At 72.3% G+C, this 20,005-nt stretch carries 15 protein-coding genes and 1 pseudogene; 7 read left to right on the top strand and 9 right to left on the bottom strand.

The window, feature by feature from the left end; translation table 11 throughout:
- The first annotated feature begins 7 nt into the window (after nt 1–7).
- A complete protein-coding gene (locus tag UW392_RS07360) occupies nt 8–985 on the top strand; it encodes a pirin family protein (RefSeq protein WP_320774059.1) in 978 nt (325 codons plus the stop codon).
- Nucleotides 986–1,096: 111 nt separating this feature from the next.
- Entirely contained in the window at nt 1,097–2,155 is a 1,059-nt protein-coding gene (locus UW392_RS07355) for an AI-2E family transporter (protein WP_320774058.1), read from the top strand.
- Here the strand turns inward: UW392_RS07355 and UW392_RS07350 are convergent.
- On the bottom strand, nt 2,113–4,272 hold the full coding sequence (locus UW392_RS07350; RefSeq protein WP_320774057.1) for a SpoIIE family protein phosphatase: 2,160 nt from the start codon (nt 4,270–4,272) through the stop codon (nt 2,113–2,115). The two genes, UW392_RS07355 and UW392_RS07350, sit on opposite strands and share 43 nt — an antisense overlap.
- A gap of 199 nt (nt 4,273–4,471) precedes the next feature.
- Between UW392_RS07350 and aspS the strand changes: the two genes are divergently transcribed.
- Entirely contained in the window at nt 4,472–6,235 is a 1,764-nt protein-coding gene (aspS, locus tag UW392_RS07345; protein WP_320774056.1) for an aspartate--tRNA ligase, read from the top strand.
- 89 nt (nt 6,236–6,324) lie between these two features.
- Here the strand turns inward: aspS and UW392_RS07340 are convergent, their stop codons facing one another.
- The 5 genes from UW392_RS07340 to UW392_RS07320 form a co-directional block, all read right to left on the bottom strand.
- Nucleotides 6,325–7,824 carry a polysaccharide pyruvyl transferase family protein gene (locus UW392_RS07340; RefSeq protein ID WP_320774055.1) on the bottom strand — a complete coding sequence of 500 codons (1,500 nt, stop codon included), beginning with the start codon at nt 7,822–7,824 and terminating at the stop codon, nt 6,325–6,327.
- A 174-nt stretch (nt 7,825–7,998) separates the two neighbouring features.
- The gene (locus tag UW392_RS07335; RefSeq protein WP_320774054.1) at nt 7,999–8,364 is read right to left on the bottom strand and encodes a PH domain-containing protein; all 366 of its coding nucleotides are present in this window, start codon (nt 8,362–8,364) and stop codon (nt 7,999–8,001) included.
- Between the two features lie 53 nt (nt 8,365–8,417).
- Nucleotides 8,418–8,951 (bottom strand): GNAT family N-acetyltransferase, encoded by a 534-nt coding sequence (locus UW392_RS07330; RefSeq protein ID WP_320774053.1) that lies wholly within the window; start codon nt 8,949–8,951, stop codon nt 8,418–8,420.
- Nucleotides 8,952–9,041: 90 nt separating this feature from the next.
- Entirely contained in the window at nt 9,042–10,658 is a 1,617-nt protein-coding gene (metG, locus tag UW392_RS07325) for a methionine--tRNA ligase (protein WP_320774052.1), read from the bottom strand.
- A gap of 107 nt (nt 10,659–10,765) precedes the next feature.
- Nucleotides 10,766–12,232, bottom strand: a complete 1,467-nt coding sequence (locus tag UW392_RS07320) for a VWA domain-containing protein (RefSeq protein ID WP_320774051.1) — start codon at nt 12,230–12,232, stop codon at nt 10,766–10,768.
- A 278-nt stretch (nt 12,233–12,510) separates the two neighbouring features.
- Between UW392_RS07320 and UW392_RS07315 the strand changes: the two genes are divergently transcribed.
- Nucleotides 12,511–14,604: a PhoX family protein gene (locus UW392_RS07315; protein WP_320774050.1), complete on the top strand. Its 2,094-nt coding sequence runs from the start codon at nt 12,511–12,513 to the stop codon at nt 14,602–14,604.
- Between the two features lie 43 nt (nt 14,605–14,647).
- Here the strand turns inward: UW392_RS07315 and UW392_RS07310 are convergent, their stop codons facing one another.
- Nucleotides 14,648–15,652, bottom strand: coding sequence for an endonuclease/exonuclease/phosphatase family protein (locus UW392_RS07310; protein ID WP_414495716.1), 1,005 nt, complete (start codon nt 15,650–15,652; stop codon nt 14,648–14,650).
- A gap of 109 nt (nt 15,653–15,761) precedes the next feature.
- Nucleotides 15,762–16,712, bottom strand: coding sequence for a hypothetical protein (locus UW392_RS07305; protein WP_320774049.1), 951 nt, complete (start codon nt 16,710–16,712; stop codon nt 15,762–15,764).
- Between the two features lie 211 nt (nt 16,713–16,923).
- On the opposite strand from UW392_RS07305, the gene UW392_RS07300 reads away from it, so the two are divergent.
- A complete protein-coding gene (locus UW392_RS07300) occupies nt 16,924–17,259 on the top strand; it encodes an SH3 domain-containing protein (RefSeq protein WP_320774048.1) in 336 nt (111 codons plus the stop codon).
- 95 nt (nt 17,260–17,354) lie between these two features.
- Here UW392_RS07300 and UW392_RS07295 read toward each other — a convergent pair whose 3' ends face one another.
- The gene (locus tag UW392_RS07295) at nt 17,355–17,813 is read right to left on the bottom strand and encodes a hypothetical protein (protein ID WP_320774047.1); all 459 of its coding nucleotides are present in this window, start codon (nt 17,811–17,813) and stop codon (nt 17,355–17,357) included.
- Nucleotides 17,814–18,021: 208 nt separating this feature from the next.
- Between UW392_RS07295 and UW392_RS07290 the strand changes: the two genes are divergently transcribed.
- Together UW392_RS07290 and UW392_RS07285 are read left to right on the top strand one after the other, a co-directional pair.
- Nucleotides 18,022–19,152, top strand: a complete 1,131-nt coding sequence (locus UW392_RS07290) for a PP2C family protein-serine/threonine phosphatase (RefSeq protein ID WP_320774071.1) — start codon at nt 18,022–18,024, stop codon at nt 19,150–19,152.
- Nucleotides 19,153–19,329: 177 nt separating this feature from the next.
- Nucleotides 19,330–20,005 (top strand): annotated as a pseudogene (locus tag UW392_RS07285) (hypothetical protein); the annotation flags it as partial.

Genomic DNA, 20,005 nt, shown 5'->3' with positions numbered 1-20,005 from the left:
GGTCGACATGCCCGCCGTGACCGTCGAGAACCCGTTGCTGCTCCCCCGAGTGGCCGCGCCCGCAGACGCCGTGGCCCGTCCGGTGCTCACCGTCACGACCGCGCCCAGCGGTTTCGAGGGCGAGGGCTTCCCGGTGCGCCGCGCGTTCGCCGGGATCAACTACCGCCACCTCGACCCGTTCATCATGATGGACCAGATGGGTGAGGTGGAGTACGCGCCGGGCGAGCCCAAGGGCACCCCCTGGCACCCGCACCGCGGCTTCGAGACCGTCACCTACATCATCGACGGCATCTTCGACCACCAGGACAGCCACGGCGGCGGTGGCACCATCACCAACGGCGACACCCAGTGGATGACGGCGGGCTCCGGCCTGCTGCACATCGAGGCGCCGCCGGAGTCCCTCGTCATGTCCGGCGGTCTCTTCCACGGCCTCCAGCTGTGGGTGAACCTCCCGGCCAAGGACAAGATGATGGCCCCGAAGTACCAGGACATCCGCGGCCGCAGCGTCCAGCTGCTCACCTCGCCCGACGGCGGCGCGCTGATCCGCGTCATCGCCGGTGAGCTGGACGGCCACCAGGGCCCCGGCTCCACCTTCACGCCGATCACCATGATCCACGCGACGGTCGCGCCGGGCGCCGAGCTGACCCTGCCCTGGCGCGAGGAGTTCAACGGCCTGGCCTACGTCCTCGCCGGGCGCGGCACGGTCGGCACCCAGCGCCGGCCCGTCCACACCGGGCAGACCGCCGTCTTCGGCGCCGGCTCCTCGCTGACCGTCCGCGCGGACGAGAAGCAGGACGCCAACACCCCCGACCTGGAGGTCGTCCTCCTCGGCGGGAAGCCGATCCGGGAGCCGATGGTCCACTACGGCCCGTTCGTCATGAACACCCGCGACGAGCTGCAGCAGGCCTTCGAGGACTTCCAGAAGGGGCGTCTCGGCAGCGTCCCGGCCGTGCACGGCATGTCGGAGTCCGGCCCCGACGCCTGACGTCCCGGGTCCCCCGGTGGCGGGGGACCCGGTCTTCGGCGCCTGACGTCACGTCACCCGGGCGGGCCGTCCCGAGGGGACGGCCCGCCCTCGGCGTGATCGGCTGGGTACGTGCTGTTGCTACCCGTGCCCGTCCGCCGGTTCGCCTCCTGGTGCGTCGTCATCCTGCTGACCGCCGGGGTCGTCTACGTCGGCATCCGGATCTGCGTCGAGTTCCGGACCACCGTCACACCGGCGCTGCTCGCGCTGCTCGGCACGGCCCTGCTCCGGCCGCTGTACCGGCGGCTGGTCGCGGCCCACGTACAGCGGTCGCTGGCGGCCCTGCTCACCTGCTTCGCGGTGCTGGTCGTGGTCGGCGGCGCCGTCTACATCGTCGTCGCGGCCCTCGTCGACAGCGGCGACCAGATCGTCGACTCGCTGCGGACCTCCGCCCAGGACCTCGCCGGCCACTTCGGCGCCGCCGGCACCTCCCTGGACGACCTCGCCTCGAACGCCCGGGAACTGCTCGGCAAGTTCGGCGGCACCGCGGCCTCCGGTGTGATCAGCGGCGTCAGCGTCGTCGGCGAGACGATCGCCATGGCCGTCCTCGCCCTGCTCCTGGTCTTCTTCTTCCTGCGCGACTCCGACCGGGCGGTGAGCACCGTCCGGGCGCTGGTGCCGCACAGCGGCGCCGACATGACCGAGGCGATGGCCCGGCGGGCCTTCGAGGCGGTCGAGGGGTTCATGCGGGGCACCACCTTCATCGCGCTGATCGACGCGGTCTGCATCACCGTCGGGCTGCTCGTACTGCGGGTGCCGGGCGCGCTCGGGCTGGGCGCGCTGGTCTTCGTCGGCGCCTACATCCCCTATCTCGGGGCGTTCCTGTCGGGTGCGGCGGCGGTGCTGGTCGCGCTGGCCGACCGGGGGTTCGTCATCGCCCTGTGGGTGCTGGGCGTGGTGGTGGCCGTGCAGCTCCTTGAGGGGCACGTGCTCCAGCCGGTGATCCAGAGCCGGACCGTGCACATGCACCCGGTGGTGGTGCTGCTCGCGCTGACCGCGGGCGCCTCGGTCGCGGGGATCGTCGGGATGCTGCTCGCGGTGCCGCTGACCGCCGCCGGGTTCGGGATCGTACGGGAGTTGCAGGACCGCTACACGGACACGGCAAGCTCCGGGCCGGTGGAACCCTCGTAGAGGTCGAACCAGATGCTCTTGCCCGCGCCGCGCGGGGCGACGCCCCACTCGTCGGCGAGCATCTCGATCAGCATCAGACCGCGACCCGAGGACGCCATCTCGCCGGGGCGGCGGCGGTGCGGCAGCTCCTCGCCGTTGTCGGTGACCTCGACCCGGATGCGCCGCTCGCCGGGGGCGCCGGTGACCTCGGCGACCACCAGCGCGTCGGCGTCGGTGTGCACCAGGACGTTGGTGAGCGTCTCGGAGAGCAGCAGGACCGCGGAGTCCTTCTGGTCCTCGCTGGGCCAGTCGTGCAGCAGGTCCCGCAGATGGCGGCGGGCGGTGCCGATCCGCTCCGGCTCGGCCTGCGCCACCGACAGCATCGTGCGGCGCCGGGGCGGGCGGGCGGAGGCGCCCTCGCCGCAGCTCTCGTCGTCCCCCGGGCGGCAGAGCAGCACCAGGGCGAGGTCGTCCTCCCGCCGGTCGGCGAGCGGCCCCGTGGTGTGGTGGGACGGCGGCCCGTGCACGGCCCGGACCAGGGCGTCGGCCAGTTCCTCCAGGTCACCGGCGTGCTCCCGGGCGCCCCTGCCGTGCTCCTCCAGCACCGTGCGCAGCCGCCGCCAGCCGGTGTCCAGGTCGTGGCCGCCGGTCTCCAGCAGTCCGTCCGTGAGGAGCAGCAGCGTCTCGCCGGGCTCCACGGCGAGGCGGGTGGTGGGGTAGTCGCAGTCCGGGTCGATGCCGAGCGGCAGCCCGCCGGCCGTCGCCCGGACCAGCACCGTGCCGTCGGTCATCCGCACCGCCGGGTCGAGGTGGCCGGCCCGCGCGGCCTCCACCGTTCCGGTCGCGGGGTCGAACTCGACGTAGAGGCAGGTCGCGAAGCGGAGGTCGCCGGGGTCCTCGGCGGAGTGGGTGAGGCCGTGGAAGAAGCGGGAGGCGCGGGAGAGGACCGCGTCGGGGCGGTGGCCCTCGGAGGCGTAGGCGCGCAGGGCGATGCGGAGCTGGCCCATGAGCCCGGCCGCCCGGACGTCGTGGCCCTGGACGTCGCCGATGACCAGGGCGAGGCGGTCCTGGGGCAGCGGGATCACGTCGTACCAGTCGCCGCCGACCTGGAGGCCGCCGCCGGTGGGGACGTAGCGGGCGGCGATGCTGACGCCGGGGATCTCGGGGCCGAGCGCGGGCAGCATGGAGCGCTGGAGGCCGTCGGTCAGCTCGCGCTGGGTCTCGTCGGCGCTCGCCCGGGACAGGGCCTGCGCCATCATCCGGGCCACGGTCGTCAGCACCGACCGCTCGTCCGGGGTGAACGCCACCGGGTAGGAGAAGGCCGCGAGCCAGGCACCCATCGTGCGGCCCGCCACGGTGAGCGGCAGGAACGCCCAGGAGCGCCGGTGGAAGCGCTCGGCGAGCGGATAGACGAGCGGGTAGCGGGCGGCGTACTCCTCGGGGGAGGAGAGGTAGACGGCGCGGCCGGTGCGGGCGACCTCGGCGGCCGGGTAGTCCGTCTCCAGACCCATCTCAGCGAACGGGCTCTCGCCCCGCTCCGGCTCGGTGCGGTGGCCGATCATGGTCAGCCGGTCGCCCTCGACGCCGAAGACCGCGAGTCCCTCGGGGGAGAAGCCGGGCATGGACAACCCCGCCGCGACCCGCAGCACCTCCTCCGTCGACCGTGCCTCGGCCAGCGCCCTCCCGGCGTCCAGCAGGAACGCCTCCCGGGAGCGGCGCCAGTCGCCGGTGACGGTGGAGCGCCCGGCGGGGGTGCCCGGCGCCGGGTCGGTGACCTCCTGGAGGGTGCCGATGAGGCGGTACGCCTTGCTGCCGGCGTCGTAGGAGGGCTTGGAGCGGCTGCGGACGACGCGGACGACGTGGCCCTGGTCGTCCATGACGCGGATGCGTACCTCGGCGAGGGTGCCCTCGGTGGCGGCGAGGCGGATGACGCCGGTGATCTCGTTCCAGTCGACGGGGTGCAGCCGGGCCCGTACCTGGGCCTGGTGCAGCTCGGTCCGGCGGGCGGGCAGGCCGAGCAGCCGTGCGGCCTCCGCGTCGACCGTGACGAGTTCGGTGGCGGTGTCCCAGTGCCACAGGCCGGTCGCGAGGGCGGCCAGCACGTCCCCCAGACCGGGCAGTGGCTCACCAGTACGCATTGCCCCACTCTAAGAAGCTGTGATCAGCGCTGCCACCGGTCGGCCGCCGGTCGCTCACCGGTCGTCCTGGCGGCAGCCGGGGTAACGGGGAGGAAGCCGGGACCGGGTGCCCGGTACGCTGGGGTTGTTTCACGTGAAACACCCACCGTGAGACACGTGAGTCACCGACCCCGATCCGCGAAGACTGGATGAAACGACGATGCATCGGTACAGGTCCCACACCTGCGGCGAGCTCCGCGCCTCTGACGTCGGCACCGACGTCCGGCTGAGCGGCTGGCTGCACAATCGGCGCGACCTGGGCGGCATCCTCTTCATCGATCTGCGCGATCACCACGGCATCACCCAGCTCGTCGCCCGTCCGGGGACGGACGCCTACGAGGCGCTGGACAAGCTGACCAAGGAGTCGACCGTCCGGGTCGACGGCAAGGTCGTCTCGCGCGGTACCGACAACGTCAACCCCGACCTGCCCACCGGCGAGGTCGAGGTCGAGGTGGGCGAGGTCGAGCTGCTCGGCGCCGCCCAGCCGCTGCCCTTCACCATCAACACCGAGGACGGGGTGAACGAGGAGCGGCGCCTGGAGTACCGCTTCCTGGACCTGCGCCGCGAGCGGATGCACCGCAACATCATGCTGCGCACGCAGGTGATCTCCTCGATCCGCAGCAAGATGGTGGCGCTCGGCTTCAACGAGATGGCGACGCCGATCCTGACCGCCACCTCGCCCGAGGGCGCCCGCGACTTCGTGGTCCCCTCCCGGCTGCACGCGGGCCGTTTCTACGCGCTCCCGCAGGCGCCGCAGCAGTTCAAGCAGCTGCTGATGATCTCCGGCTTCGACCGGTACTTCCAGATCGCGCCCTGCTTCCGCGACGAGGACGCCCGCGCGGACCGCTCGCCGGGCGAGTTCTACCAGCTCGACGTCGAGATGAGCTTCGTCGAGCAGGAGGACGTCTTCCAGCCGATCGAGAAGCTGATGACGGAACTCTTCACGGAGTTCGGGGGTGGCCGAGAGGTCACGTCCCCCTTCCCCCGCATCCCGTTCCGCGAGGCGATGCTGAAGTACGGCTCCGACAAGCCGGACCTGCGCGCCCAGCTCGAACTGGTCGACATCACCGACGTCTTCGAGGGCTCGGAGTTCAAGGCGTTCGCCGGCAAGCACGTGCGCGCGCTGCCGGTGCCGGACGTCTCCGGCCAGCCCCGCAAGTTCTTCGACCAGCTCGGTGACTACGCGGTCTCCCAGGGCGCGAAGGGCCTGGCCTGGGTCCGGGTCGCCGAGGACGGCTCGCTGACCGGCCCGATCGCGAAGTTCCTCACCGAGGAGAACGTGACGGAGCTGACGAAGCGGTTGGGGCTGGCCGCCGGCCACGCCGTGTTCTTCGGCGCGGGCGAGTTCGACGAGGTCTCCAAGATCATGGGCGCGGTGCGGGTCGAGGCCGCCAAGCGCGCCGGTCACTTCGAGTCCGACGTCTTCCGCTTCTGCTGGATCGTCGACTTCCCGATGTACGAGAAGGACGAGGAGACGGGGAAGATCGACTTCTCCCACAACCCGTTCTCGATGCCGCAGGGCGGCATGGAGGCCCTTCAGTCCTCCGACCCCCTGGACATCCTTGCCTGGCAGTACGACATCGTCTGCAACGGCGTCGAGCTGTCCTCCGGCGCGATCCGGAACCACGAGCCGGACATCATGCTGAAGGCGTTCGAGATCGCCGGGTACGACGCCGAGACGGTCGAGCGGGAGTTCGCGGGCATGCTCCGCGCGCTCCGCTTCGGCGCCCCGCCGCACGGTGGCATCGCCCCCGGCGTCGACCGCATCGTCATGCTCCTCGCGGACGAGCCCAACATCCGCGAGACGATCGCCTTCCCGCTCAACGGCAACGCCCAGGACCTGATGATGGGCGCCCCGACGGAGCTGGACGAGTCCCGCCTGCGCGAGCTGCACCTTTCGGTGCGGAAGCCGCAGCCGAAGTAGCAGTCGCCGGTACGGCACGGCGGAGAGGGGCCCGGGACGGACAGCCGTCCCGGGCCCCTCCTCGTCGTCGTACGCCGCGTCGCCGTACGTCAGTCCTCCGTGCCGCCGCCCAGCTTGCGGGTGCGGCGGCGCAGGGCCGGGCCCAGGCGGACCAGGAGCCGCTTGTCGATGCCGGCGACCTTGCGCTCCACGGCGGTCAGCGCCTTGCGGGCGGCGGCCAGTTCCGCGGCGACGGTGTCGAGCTGCTTCGCCGTCTCACCGGCGCGCTTCTCGGCGGCGGCCAGCCTGGCCCGCAGGTCCTTGTTCTCCTTGGCCTGCTTGCGGGCCTGCTCCCGGGTCTTCTCACCGGCGGCGGTGATCTGCTCGCGCAGCCGGCTGAAGCGGTAGCGGAGCTGTCCGTCGTCCGTGCCGTCCCAGACGGGCATCGACGCGGGCAGGTCCAGGGCGGCCATCCGCTCCTCGAAGGCGGCGCCGCCGTCGCCGTGCGTGTACGTGTTCTCCAGGCCGTTGCGGTCGAGGAAGGCGACGATCCGGTCGAAGCGCTCGCCGTGGCCCTTGAGCATGGCGGAGAAGTCGGCGCCCTCGTACAGCTCGCGCGGGTCGGTGCCCGCGGTCAGCTCGGTCAGCGGCCGGTGCGGGATGTCGAAGTACCGGCACAGCTCCAGGGTGCGCGAGTCATGGGTGAGGACGACGCTCGGGGTGCCGGCCAGCAGTGCCGCGACGTTGCCGTGGATGCGGGTGCCGTAGGCGAAGTCGTAGCCGCGCAGCTCCTCGATCCAGCTCGCCGGGTCCAGGGGCATGCGGACCTTGTTCTCGCGCAGCAGGGGGTGGGTGAGGTGGCGCGGGAAGGGGTCGGTCAGGCCCGCCTCGGGGCTGGTGTCGCCCCAGAGCAGCAGCTCGGCGTCCTCGGTGTTCTGCGCGTAGTACGTGAGGTGCGGATAGCGCTCCCAGGCGTGCCGGGCGATGCCGGAAATGTCGCCGACGGGTATCGCGTCCGGGGAGAGGTTGATCGCTATCCGGGAGTCGGCGGTCAGCTCCGCGGTGCGGATCTCGGGGAACGTGGCGCCGTACAGGAACATCGACGGGCAGCCGATGATGTCGACGTCCTTGAAGCCGAGGCGGTTCAGGTAGCCGGCGGTCAGCTCGCCGCGGACGCCGATGGAGGCGGAGCGTTCGAGGACCGCGGCGGCGAAGCGCTTGACGGACGCCTCTATCGGGCCGAGCCAGTCGGTGTCGTAGTCGTCGGGGGCCTGGGCACCGACGCCGAAGACCACGACGGGGATGGTCAGTTGCTCGATCAGGGTGGACAGCCGGTCGAGGGAGGCGTGGAAGCTGGGCCGGAAGGCGTTGGCGAGGGGGACGACGAAGACGTCGTACTGCTCGTTTATCTCCGCGGCACGGCGGGCGGAGTGGTCGGTGCGGATGCCGTTGCTGGTCACCTCGGTGTCCGGCGTCGTGAGCATCTTGTGGGCGGAGTCGCTGAACAGCAGGTTGCCCGTGTTCGTGCCGATCAGGTCCTGCTGGATGAACTCCGTCGGGGTGGCCTCGCGGAGCGGGCTCTTCCCGGAGCGGATGAGGATGCGCTTCACGACATTCCCTCGGTACGCGGTAAGGACTCGGCTGCGTACCGGTCGGCTGTGACCGTGACGCACACCCGTGCGGTGCATGTGCGTTCGATGGCCGCACGGGTGAGCAAACCTTATACGTCGGGTAAATGTGGCGTGAAGCGGCAGTGGTGGCGCCGGTGGGGTCGTGTGAAGCGGTCAGCGGGCCACGAACTGGGTCAGGATGGCCTGGACCTCGTAGATGTCGACGCCCTTGGTGAAGGTCTTCTGCAAGGGGGCCGGGGTGCCGGAGAGCCAGATCTTCAGTTCGGCGTCAAGGTCGAAGTGGCCGGCCGTCTCCACGGAGAAGTGGGTGATGCTGCGGTACGGCACGGAGTGGTACTCCGTCTTCTTGCCGGTGATGCCCTGCTTGTCGACCAGGATCAGCCGCCGGTCGGTGAAGAGGATGGTGTCGCGGATCAGCAGGTACGCGGCGTGCACCGTCTCGCCGTGGCCGAGCAGCCGCGCGTACTCCTGGGCCGCCTGGGCGGGGTCGATGCTGTGGGCGTTGCCGAACAGGGCCATGGGAACTCCCGAGGTGGTCGCCGTGCGGGGTGGTACCTGAGGGATGTGCGGTGCTACGCCTCGTACTCCGTGAGGTCGATGGTGTGGACGGTCAGGGGGTGGCCGTACTCGGGGTGGGTCGTTTCGTGGTCCGCCACCATGCCGAGTTTGCGCATGATGTTGGCGGAGGCGTGGTCGCCGAGCCGGGCGATGCCGACGACGCGGTCGAGACCGCGGTCCTGGAGGGCGAACTCCAGGGTGGCCTGGGCGGCCTCGGAGGCATAGCCCTGACCCCAGTACTGCCGGCCCAGGCGCCAGCCGATCGCGGGGGTGGCTCCTGCCTCCGGCAGGTACTCCGGCACGGTCAGGCCCGTGACGCCGGCCAGTTCACCGGAGCCGAGCAGTTCGACGGCGAAGAGTCCGAACCCCTCCTCGTCCCACTCCTCCTCCCACCGCTCGATGTCCTCCGCGGTGCGTTCCAGGTCGCGTACGGAGCCGTCGCCGACCCAGCGCATCACCGCCGGGTCGGCGTTGATCTCGGCCATCGGCACGAGGTCGTCGTCGGTCCAGCGGCGGAGGAGCAGGCGGGGGGTGTGGATCTCGGTCATGGGTCCATCATGCCGAGGGCCCGCGGGAAACGGGATGTTCCCTGCGGGCCCTCGGCATCGGTCGTCCGGGTCGTCCGGGTCGTCCCGGGGTCAGGACGCCGGCTTCTCCTCCAGGCGGGGGAAGAGGACCGCGCCCTTGGTGACGGTGGAGCCGGCGGGCAGGGTGCCCCAGGTGGCGGCGGAGGCGACGCTCTGGGCCGCCAGGGCGCCCAGGGCCGGTTCCGCGCCGAGGGAGTCCCAGAGCTTGGCGGAGGTCTCCGGCATGATCGGGTTGAGGAGGACCGCCACCGCGCGGAGGGACTCCGCGGCCGTGTAGAGGATCGTCGCGAGGCGGGCCCTGCCCTCCGGCGAGTCGTCCTTGGCCACCTTCCACGGCTCCTGCTCCGTGATGTAGCCGTTGACCTGCTTCACGAAGTCGAAGACGGCCAGGATGCCGCCCTGGAAGTCCAGCTCCTCGCCGATCTTCCGGTCGGCCTCCGCGACGGCCTTCGCCAGGCCGTCCTTGATCGCCTGCTCGGCCTCGCCGTCCGCCGTCGACTCGAGCAGGGCACCGCCGAAGTACTTGCCGACCATGGCCGCCACGCGGGAGGCCAGGTTGCCGTAGTCGTTCGCCAGCTCGCTGGTGTAGCGGGCCGAGAAGTCCTCCCACGAGAAGGAGCCGTCCTGGCCGAAGGCGATCGCGCGCAGGAAGTACCAGCGGTACGCGTCCACCCCGAAGTGCGAGGTCAGATCCTGCGGCTTGATGCCGGTCAGGTTCGACTTCGACATCTTCTCGCCGCCGACCATCAGCCAGCCGTTCGCGGCGACCTTGCCGGGCAGGGGGAGCCCCTGCGCCATCAGCATCGCCGGCCAGATCACCGCGTGGAAGCGGAGGATGTCCTTGCCGACCAGGTGCACGTCGGCGGGGAAGGTCTCCTCGAACTTCCGCTGGTTCTCGTTGTAGCCGACCGCCGTCGCGTAGTTCAGGAGCGCGTCGACCCACACGTAGATGACGTGCTTGGTGTCCCAGGGGATCGGGATGCCCCAGTCGAAGGTGGAGCGGGAGATGGAGAGGTCCTGCAGGCCCTGGCGGACGAAGTTCAGGACCTCGTTGCGCGCGGACTCCGGCTGGATGAAACCGGGGTTCGCCTCGTAGTGGGCGAGGAGCTTCTCGCCGTACTCGCTCAGCTTGAAGAAGTAGTTCTCCTCGCTGAGGATCTCCACCGGCTTCTTGTGGATCGGGCACAGCTTCTGGCCCGCGTACTCGCCCTCGCCGTCGAGCAGCTCGCCGGGGAGCTTGTACTCCTCGCAGCCCACGCAGTACGGGCCCTCGTAGCCGCCCTTGTAGATCTCGCCCTTGTCGTACAGGTCCTGCACGAACTCCTGGACGCGGTCGGTGTGCCGCTTCTGCGTGGTGCGGATGAAATCGTCGTTCGCGATGTCCAGGTGCTTCCAGAGGGGCTCCCAGGACTCGGTGACGAGCTTGTCGGCCCACTGCTGCGGGCTGACGCCGTTCGCCTCCGCGGTGCGCATGATCTTCTGACCGTGCTCGTCCGTGCCGGTGAGGTACCACACCTTCTCGCCGCGCTGACGGTGCCAGCGGGTGAGCACGTCGCCTGCGACGGTCGTATAGGCGTGGCCCAGGTGAGGAGCGTCGTTGACGTAGTAAATGGGGGTGCTGACGTAGAACGCCTTGCCACCCTGCTTCTCGGTTCCAGTGGCCGCCATGGGCGGAATTCTACGTGGCCCGTGAAGATCGGCTCACATGCGTTTCGGCGAGTGGACGGGAGGGTTCCGTCCACTCGCCGGGTGCTGTGAAGTGCTGTGAGGTGCTGTTACGGGCGCCAGGCGGCCAGGATGCCCTCGTACAGCTCCTTGTCCGTCAGCTCGCGGGGGGTCTCGCCGGCCAGGAAGTGGGCCGCGTTGTCCGTCTTGAGCTTGCGGAGGTAGTCGAACGCCTTGTTCTCCGGGTCACCGAAGGCGACGAAGGAGAAGAAGACGCCGGGGTGGCTCTTCGCCGCGTCCGTCAGGGCCTGGGTGGCCGGGGTCTTCGCGTCCGGGGCGCCGTCCGTCTGGAACACCACCAGGGCGGGGGCGGTGGGGTCCTCGCTCTTGTCGTGCGTGGCGATGACGTCGGCCACGGCGGCGTGGTAGCTGGTACGGCCCATGCGGCCGAGCTCCGCGTGCGCGGTGTCGATTCTGTTCTCGTGGTCGGTGAGGGTGAGGTCGATGGTGCCGTCGACCTCCGTCGAGAAGAAGGTGACGTGGACGGTGGGGTCCGGGTCGACGTGGGCGGCGAGGGCGAGGGTCTGCTCGGCGAGGGCCTGGGCGGAGCCGTCCTTGTAGTACGGGCGCATGCTGGCGGAGCGGTCGAGGACCAGGTAGACGCGGGCGCGGGTGCCGGTGAGGTCGTTCTTGCGGAGGGCGGTGGTGGCTGCCTTGTAGGCGGTGGAGAGGTGGGGTGCGCGGGTTCTTACGCGGGTCGCGGGGGTGGCGGGTTTCTTGGCCTCGGCTTCGCCGTCGGCCGGGTCTGTGTTCCCACCCGCACCACCCGTGCGGCTCTCGTCGTCGGGTGCGGGTGGCCCCTGTGGGGCGTCCTGCGCGTCGGCGGCCGCGGGGGAGGACGGGGTGACCGTTACTTCGGGGGAGGGAGAAGGGGAGGGGGAGGGCTCCGGCTCCGGGGTGGGAGCGGGGGTCTCGATCGACTTCGGCTCCGGGGTGGGCTCTGCCTCCTGGGCCGGTTCCGGTTCCGGTTCAGGTTCCGGTACCCGAACCGGTTCCGGGGTGGCGACGGGAGTCTCGGCGGACACCGGCTCCGGGGTCGGTTCCGGTTCCGGTTCCGGGGTCGGTTCCGGTTCCGGTTCCGGGGTGGCCGCGGTGTTCTCGGCGGGCTCCTGCTCCGGCTCCGGCTCCGGCTTCGGCTCCGGCTCCGGCTCCGGCTCCGGGGCCGTGGCGTCGGTCGGGTTCGGTTCTCGGGACGGGTTCGGGACCGTGATCTTGTCGAAGGCCGCCGTCACCAGTTCGTGCTCGTCCTCGGCGGCCGTGCGCGGCTCGGGTACGTCCTCGGTGGTCGCGCGCGGCTCGGGTGCGGCCTCGGCGGGTGTGCGCGGCTCCGGTACGTCCGCCGGGGCGGGCGCGGACGGCCGCTCCGGCGCGGCGGGTGGCTGCGTCGACTGGGCCGGGACCCTCGGCTCCGTGGGTTCCGGCGCGGGGGCCGTCTCCTGAGCGGCCTCCTCCGCCTGGGCGGCCCGCGCTTTGCGTGAGCGGCCGAACGCGTTCCGCAGGAGAGTGAGAATGCCCATGTGCGCAACCCTTCGCATGAGTTGATGCCCGTCAATCCCTGGCCAGGACGGACACGTAAGGTTAGCGGCCTCCGCTTCCGTTCCAGGGCACGGTCTGGCACAGAGGGCACGCGCACGTCAAGGGCCGCATTCGGACGGGCCGTCTGTCACGTCGCGACTCCGATCAACTTCCCTACGGTTGTCCCGCGTTCAACCGCTGTTCACGTCCGCGCCCGGCTGCCGCACATATGTGCTCCTACGGTCACGCTGACACCAAGGGCATCCAAGGGGAGAGCAAAGTGCGCAAGCTGCTGCCGTTGATCGGAACACCGTCCGGTTCCCACCCTGGCGGCCGGTCCGCCATGACCTGCCGCTTCCGGTGTGGGGACGCCTGCTTCCACGAGGTGCCCAACACCAGTGACAACGAGTACGTCGGTGACGTCATCGCCGGCGCGATCGGCCGCCGCGCGATGATGCGGGCCGCGGCCGCCGTCACGGTCGTCGCGGCGGGCGCCGGAGCCGTCACCGTCGGCGGCGCCCCGCAGGCGCACGCCACCCCCGCGGCCGGGAAGGGCAGGGGGAACGGCCACGGCCACGGGCACGGGTCCAAACCCGAGGGCGCCCGCGGGCTCCGCTTCACGCCCGTCGCGCCCAACCAGAACGACGCCGTGACCGTGCCGGACGGGTACCGGCAGAACGTCGTCGTCCGCTGGGGCGAGCCCATCCTGCGCGGCGCCCCCGCCTTCGACCCGGAGAAGCAGACCGCGAAGGCGCAGGCCGGGCAGTTCGGGTACAACAACGACTTCCTCGCGCTGCTGCCGCTGGACGAGCGGAACCGGCAGCTGCTCGTCGCCAACCACGAGTACACCGACGAAGTCCTCATGTTCCGCGGCTACGACGCCGACAACCCGACCCGCGAGCAGGTCGAGATCGCGTGGGCCGCGCACGGACTCTCCGCGGTCGTGGTGGAGGGGGAGAGCAAGAACGGGAAGCTGAGCGTCGTACCGCGGCACTCCCTCAACCGGCGCGTCACCGTCACCACCGAGTTCCGGCTCACCGGGCCCGCCGCCGGGTCCGACCTGGTGAAGACCTCCGTCGACCGCACCGGCCGCAAGGTGCTCGGCACGCTGAACAACTGCTCCGGCGGCACCACCCCGTGGGGCACGACCCTGCACGGCGAGGAGAACTTCAACCAGTACTTCGCCAACAGCGGCCGCACCACCGACAAGCGGTACGGCATCGGCACCGGCGCCACCGAGCGCAAGTGGGAGCGGTTCGACAAGCGGTTCGACGTGGCCCAGGAACCCAACGAGGTGCACCGGTTCGGGTACGTCGTCGAGTTCGACCCGTACGACCCGGACTCCACTCCCCGCAAGCACTCGCTGCTCGGCCGGTTCAAGCACGAGGCCGCGACCGTGCGGCTGACCTCCGACGGGCGGCCGGTCGTCTACACCGGCGACGACGAGCGGTTCGACTACTTCTACAAGTTCGTCGGCAGCAGGCGGATGCGGAAGGGCAGTGGCCGTGCCGTCCGCGAGCACAACCTCTCGCTGCTCGACGAGGGGACGCTCTACGTCGCCAAGCTGACCGGTGACTCCCCCGCCGCCGAGATCGACGGCACCGGCGCGCTGCCGGGCGACGGCGAGTTCGACGGCAGCGGTGTCTGGATCCCGCTGGTCACCGCCGACGGGCACGGCGCCGTCTCGCACGTCGAGGGGATGACCGCCGAGGAGGTCTGCGTCTTCACGCGGCTCGCCGGGGACAAGGCCGGCGCCACCAAGATGGACCGGCCCGAGGACATCGAGCCCTCGCCGAGGACCGGCAAGGTGTACGTCGCCCTCACCAACAACACCAACCGGGGTGTGGGCTCCAACGCGGGGCCCGACGAGGCCAACCCGCGCAACGCCAACAAGCACGGGCACGTGCTGGAGCTGACCGAGCACCGGGGCCGGGCCGACAGCCTGCGGTTCGGCTGGTCGCTGTTCCTCGTGGCCGGTGACCCGGAGGACCCGGCGACGTACTTCGCGGGGTTCCCCAAGGAGTCCGTCAGCCCTATCTCCTGCCCGGACAACGTGGCCTTCGACGACCACGGCAACCTGTGGATCTCCACCGACGGCAACGCGCTCGGCACCCACGACGGCCTCTTCGGCGTCGCGACGGCCGGGGAGCGGCGCGGTGAGCTGAAGCAGTTCCTGACCGTGCCGACGGGCGCCGAGACCTGCGGGCCGGTCATCCAGGACCGGCGGGTCCTGGTCGCCGTGCAGCACCCCGGCGAGGTCGACGGCGCCTCCGTGGAGAAGCCGGCCAGCACCTGGCCCGACGGGCCGGGGAAGATCGTGCGCCCGGCGGTCGTCGCGGTGTGGCGCGCGGACGGCGAGGACATCGGCGTCTGATCCCCCACCGCCCCGTACCGGGCCGGCCCCGTACCGGGCCGGGTCAGCCGGCCCGGTGCAGGGTGAGGTCGACGAGCAGGGCCCGGTGGTCGGTGCCGTCGAGGTCCAGGAAGCGGGCCTCGCGGGAGGAGAAGTCCTCCGAGACCAGGACGTGGTCGATCTGGACGCCGAACGTCGGCGCGGTCCGCGCCGGCCAGCTCGGCGTCCGTCCGGAGCCGTCCAGCCGGGCCGCGTCGCGCAGCCCCAGGTCGAGCAGCGGGCGGAACGCGGCGTGGTCCTGCGAGGCGTTGAAGTCACCGGCCACGACGGTGGGCGTCTTGTCGTCCTCGGCGACGGCGTCGTGCAGCGCGTCCAGTTCCTCGCGCCAGACGTCCACCTGACCCGGCACCGGCGGCATCGGGTGGGCGAGCTGGAGCCGTATGTCGACGCCGCGCACCTCCGCGATCGCCGCGGGCATCCCCATCGTGCCCTCGACGGCCTTCGCGGAGCGCAGGGCGAGGCGGCTGAGGATGACGGAGCCCTCCGAGCCGCCGCCGGAGACGGACCGGTGGTTCGGGTACTCCTCGCCCAGCTCGCGGCGGAGCGTCTTCTCGCAGGCGCCGTCGCACTCCTGGACGAAGACGACGTCCGGTTCCTCGCGGCGGACGGCCGTGACCAGGGAGCCGGTGCCCTGGCCGAACTCGACGTTCGAGGTGAGGACGGACAGCTCGGCGTAGGCCGGGCCGATGGGGTCGCCCGTCCTGCCGTACGGCTGGAGGAACCAGGCCAGCAGGCCGAGCAGGATCACGGCCCAGAGCACGCCGGACCACCAGTGCGTGTAGAGCGCCAGCAGCAGCGCGACGCCCAGGGGGACGAGCAGCCAGGGCAGGAAGGCGAGGAGCTGCGGCACCGGTGTGATGCCGTCGGTGTCGGCGGTGCGGCAGCCGAGGACCACGCTCAGGCAGATGAACAGCAGCGCCGCGAACCCGATCGCGATGCGGCGCCCGGTCCGTCTCCGGGGCGCCGTACGGGGACCCGCCCACGCGGCGGCCGCCGTGTCCGTGTTCAAGTCCCCGCCCTCCGCTCGTTTCCCGGATCCCCCCGGATCCCTGGTGGACCCGATCGATCGGATCCCTGGTGGACCTGATCGATCACCGGGTCCTTCATCAGATCATCCCTCAAAGACGAGGGACGCGGTCGGAAGGTTGCTCGGGCGGCCCGGACGGGGCGGTGGCGGGGGCGGTGGGGGCAGTGGGGGCAGTGGGTCCGGCCGGGGCGGTACGGGCACGGCGGCGGCCGAGGCGGCCGGTGAGCCAGGACACCAGGGCCACCGTCAGCCCGAGGGCGACCAGCAGCCACGCGGCCGTGCGCAGGGTGGCCGTCAGGGCGTCGTAGACCGCGCCCGCGGCCGGGCCGTGCACCGCGCCCGGCAGTTCGGCCAGGGTGAGCCGGCGGCCGATCGCCACGGCCAGTCCGAGCAGCGCGCCGCCCAGTGCGGTGCCGAGGCCGGCGGCCGTGACGGCACGGCGGCGGCAGGCGGCGACGGCGATCCCGGCGACCGCGCAGCCGACGGCCGTCAGCGGCAGCCAGAACGCGGCGATGTCCAGCGCGTGGAAGCCCGCGCGCAACCGGTCGACCTCGGGGGCGTCGAGCACGGTGACCGCGGTGTGCCGCACCGGGATGCGGTGGGCGAACGGGACGTGGTCGGCGGCGAGCCGGTGTTTGACGCGGGCGGTGACGGGGGCCAGGTCGACGGTGACGCCGCGGCCGTCGGCGCGGTCGCGGCGCAGGGCCCGCAGGAGCGCGGCGTGCACGGTGCGGTTCGCGGTGTCCCAGCCCGCGCGGAACGCCTCGGTGCGGGTGAAGGACCGGGCGGCGTCGTGCACGAACGCGCGGGCGGTGCCGGGGGCGGGGCCGGGGTCGATCTGCTGGAAGACACCGTCGCGCACCGTGTCCGCGACGGCGTCCCGGACGTCCGGGTCGGCGGCGAGGGGGGACATGGCGTCGACGTAGCGGCCGGTGTCGGCCAGGGTGTGGGCCGCCCAGCCGGCGACGGCGCCGAAGGGGGCGAGGAGGCAGGCGAGGACGAGGAGGACGGCCGACAGGGCGTGGCGCAGACGTGGGGACACGGTTCAAGGCAAGACCGGTCCGGGGGCGCGGGCGAGCACCATGACTGCATCCGGCGGCATCCCCTGAGCCGAACGGGTGGCCGAACGGCCGGACGGGGCCCCGGCCGAGCGGCCTGCCGCGGCCCCGCCCCTCCCACCTGCGGTTTCCGTTCTCCGGTGGAGGCGTCACCCGAACGGGTGTTACCTGGAGCGGGGGAGAATGGAGGCGATCATGCGCAGCTCTCCGGCCCTGCGGGCCCTCACCGCGGCGCTGTTCACCGGCGGTGTCCTCACCGCCGGCGTCACAGGCGCGGCGGCCGGTGACGGTCCCGTCCCCGGCACCGTCACCTCGCCCACCGCCCTCGCGGTGCGGGAGGCACCCACCAGCCACTCCGCCGCCGTGGACCGGCTCGCGCCGGGCACCCGCGACCGCGTCGTGTGCGCGGTCCAGGGGCAGAGCGTCGAGGGCAATCCGTACTGGTACTGGCTCGAAGGCACCGGTGGCTGGGCGACCGCCGCCTACATCGACACCCACGGGCAGTGGGTACGGGACTGCCCCGGCCACTGAGCCGGCCGACGGTGAGGGGCGGGAGACGGACTCCGTCTCCCGCCCCTCACCGTCTCCTGCCCCTCACAGCCGGTCGCCCGAGCCGTCGCGTCGGCTCAGGCGATCCGGTTCCCCTCGCCGTCCTCGTGCGTGTAGTAGCGGTAGAAGCAGGTCAGGAACACGCCCGCGGCGACCGCCAGGCCGATGCCCGCGGACTGGATCAGGCTCCGCCCGGACTGGTAGATCAGGAATCCCACCGCGCTGCCGATGAACGCTCCCCACAGCAGGGCGTGCTGCTCGCGCCGGAGCCGTTCCGCGACCAGGCCCACGGCGATGAACAGCGCGATGAACACCAGCGCGGTCAGCCACCCGAAGAGCATGTTGCCGCCGGTGATCTCGCCGCCGTGCCGGCGGTTGGCCGCGGCCCAGAAGCCGTAGACCAGGCCCGTCACGAGGGGCAGCGCCCACTTCGCCACCAGGTGCGTCCTCACGCCGAAGATGTCGGTCGGGTTGCTGCCCGGCCGGCCCGGCCGCTTCGTCGGCGTCCGCACGGACGCGGGTTCCGCATGAGCCATCAGGGGACTCCTCTCTCTCCGCCCCCGCCTACCAGCGCACACCCCCCGCGGCGGCCGGGCAACTCAGGATGCGGGCGGCGGGGGCGCGTGTTTCGCTGGGCGGGTGAGGCGTCGCGTCCCGAGGAGGCCGAGGAGGCCGGTGAGCGCCCGGACGCTCGGACGGCTCGGCCGGCTCTCGGGCGACCCGGGTGCCGTCCACCGCCACCAGATGGTGCGGGTACGCGGCCGGAGCGTCGGCTGGGTGCCGCCGCTGCTGCTGCTGTTCGCCGTCGCGACCGCCGACGCCAACACCGGCGGGCAGTTCCGGATGATCTCCTGGATCGTGCTGGTCCCCGGGATCGCCGCCGCGATCTGCGGGGTGTGGGGCACGGCCGTCTACGCGGTCCTCGCGGTCGTCGCGTACTTCGTCGTGGACAGCGCCTGGCCGCACCAGTACCAGAGCGGGCTGCCCGACTTCATCCTCGTCGCCGTGGGCGGGCTGCTGGCCACGCTCGCGTGCGCGCTGCGGGTCCGCGGGGAGCGGCGCATGCTGCACATCCGCGACGTCGCCGACACCACCCGGCGGGTCGTGCTGCGGCCGCTGCCGCCCGGCTGGGGCGGCCTCGACCACGCCGCGGTCTACCTCGCCGCGGACACCGAGGCCCGGGTCGGCGGCGACTTCTACGACATCCAGCCCGGCCCGCACGGCACCCGGGTCCTCATCGGCGACGTGCAGGGCAAGGGGCTGGGCGCGGTCGAGACGGCGGCGGCGCTGCTCGGCGCGTTCCGCGAGGCCGGCTACCACGAGGCGGACCTCGACACCGTCGCCGAGCGGCTGGAGACGCGGATGATGCGGCACCGCTGCCACACCGCGGCGCTGGGCCGCGCCGAAGGCGACCGGTTCGCCACGGCCGTGCTGATCGGGTTCCCGCAGGACGCGCCGGACGCCGTCGACATCGTCGTCTTCGGACACGAACCCCCGCTCGCGGTCGGACCGGGCGGCGTACGGCAGGTGGAGGTGACCGGCGGGCTGCCGCTTGGCCTCGCCGAACTCGGCTCCGGGCCGCCGCCGGTGCGCCGGGTGTCCCTCGCCGCCGACGAGACGCTGCTGCTGGTCACGGACGGGGTGACCGAGGCCCGCGACCAGCGGGGCTGCTTCTACCGGCACGGCGACGACGTGGCCCGCGCCGTCGCCGCCGATCCGCGCGTCACCGCGCCGCGCCGCCTGGTCCGCCTCGTCCGCGACGGCACGCTCCGGCACTGTTCGGGACGGCTCGGCGACGACACGACGGTCTTCGCGGTCCGCCGCCGCACGGACGACGAGCAGCCCCGCCGGCGTCCGGGCCGCCGTGCCCGCTGACACCACGGCACCGCGCCCGCTGACACGACGGCACCGCGCTCGCGGACCGGACGGTGCGGGGCCCGCGGACCGGACGGTGCGGTGCCCGGCGGTAGTGAAGGTTCGCCGGTGAGTGCCCCTCTTCGTACCCGCAGCGGTTACCGTGCTGACGTACGTGATCGATCAGGGGGAGGGGACATGCCCGGAACCGTGCTGTTGCTGGCGGCGTCGCCCGTGGGCAAGGGGCGCCTGGTGGACGCGGCCTCGGTGCTCCCCGTCCTCGCGGCCGTGGAGCCCCCGGTGCTGTCCGGCACGGACACCGCCAACGTCGTCGAACTGGCCGACCCGCTCGACCCGCAGGCCGTCCTCACCCGGCTGCGCGCCGCCGCGGCCGCCCCAGGACCGCTGACCCTGTACATCACCGGCCAGCTCCAGACCGACCGCCGCCAGCACCTGCCGCACCTGGCGCTGGCCCGCACCACCCCGGCCACCGTCCGCTACACCGCCCTGCCCTGGCACTGGCTGGGGGAGGAGCTGCGGCTGCGCCCGACCGGCGCGACGACCCTCCTGCTCGACCTGCACGCGGACCACGAGACCTGGGAGCGGCTGCGTGCCCACCCCCTCGACTGCGGCCGGAACAACGCCGTCTACGGCCGGATCGCGCCGCCCCCGCCCGCCCGGCGCGGGCCGGCCGTCCCGGCGTACATGCGGGCCGTCGCCACGATCCTGCGCAGCGGGTACCGGCCGCCGCCCCAGGAACTGCACCAGCGGGCGCTGGCCCGGGTCACGGCCGACAGCGCGGGCGGCCGCGTCGACGACCTGGTGCTGACGGTGCCGGGGCCGGTCCCCGGCGACCCGCACGCCGCCGTCAGCG

This window comes from Streptomyces sp. CRN 30, from assembly GCF_034105845.1.
The sequence above is the reverse complement of the archived record's forward strand: the minus strand, read 5'-3'. Positions and strand labels throughout refer to the sequence as shown.

Bases quoted from the DNA above. Each gene is read 5' to 3' on its own strand.
- UW392_RS07300 (WP_320774048.1), top strand. From the start codon at position 16,924: ATGCGCAGCTCTCCGGCCCTGCGGGCCCTCACCGCGGCGCTGTTCACC.
- UW392_RS07330 (WP_320774053.1), bottom strand. From the start codon at position 8,951: ATGACCGAGATCCACACCCCCCGCCTGCTCCTCCGCCGCTGGACCGAC.
- aspS (WP_320774056.1), top strand. From the start codon at position 4,472: ATGCATCGGTACAGGTCCCACACCTGCGGCGAGCTCCGCGCCTCTGAC.
- UW392_RS07295 (WP_320774047.1), bottom strand. From the start codon at position 17,813: ATGGCTCATGCGGAACCCGCGTCCGTGCGGACGCCGACGAAGCGGCCG.
- UW392_RS07290 (WP_320774071.1), top strand. From the start codon at position 18,022: ATGGTGCGGGTACGCGGCCGGAGCGTCGGCTGGGTGCCGCCGCTGCTG.
- UW392_RS07360 (WP_320774059.1), top strand. From the start codon at position 8: ATGCCCGCCGTGACCGTCGAGAACCCGTTGCTGCTCCCCCGAGTGGCC.
- UW392_RS07350 (WP_320774057.1), bottom strand. From the start codon at position 4,272: ATGCGTACTGGTGAGCCACTGCCCGGTCTGGGGGACGTGCTGGCCGCC.
- metG (WP_320774052.1), bottom strand. From the start codon at position 10,658: ATGGCGGCCACTGGAACCGAGAAGCAGGGTGGCAAGGCGTTCTACGTC.
- UW392_RS07320 (WP_320774051.1), bottom strand. From the start codon at position 12,232: ATGGGCATTCTCACTCTCCTGCGGAACGCGTTCGGCCGCTCACGCAAA.
- UW392_RS07335 (WP_320774054.1), bottom strand. From the start codon at position 8,364: ATGGCCCTGTTCGGCAACGCCCACAGCATCGACCCCGCCCAGGCGGCC.